Here is a 250-nt window from a genome sequence, read left to right as displayed (position 1 = left end):
AAAAATGAGTGATGACGGGATAGTGGAAGCTCAAGAATTTTTGCAGTCGTTTTTTGCGGCATCAAAAACCGGTAGCTATTTTGAATGTAGTAAAGAAGAGTCAGAAAGTGCTTTTTTGAACCGTTTCGCAGCCGCCGGTGCAGCATTAAGATATGAGGTCATCCATGAAAAAGAAGTAGGCGAGATATTAGCGCTCGATATTGCTATACCACGTAATGAATTAGAGTGGCTTGAAACCCTACCTGAAGCA

General features: G+C 41.6%; 1 pseudogene. It reads left to right on the top strand.

Annotation, left to right across the window (positions count from 1 at the left end):
* Positions 1–4 precede the first annotated feature (4 nt).
* Positions 5–250 (top strand): annotated as a pseudogene (locus tag AAEZ03_RS28365) (D-lactate dehydrogenase); the annotation flags it as partial.

This window comes from Pseudomonas sp. HY2-MNA-CIBAN-0224 (assembly GCF_040310285.1).
In the GTDB taxonomy this organism is placed as follows: Bacteria; Pseudomonadota; Gammaproteobacteria; order Pseudomonadales; family Pseudomonadaceae; genus Aquipseudomonas; species Aquipseudomonas helleri.
This window is presented reverse-complemented; position numbering and strand designations above follow the sequence as displayed.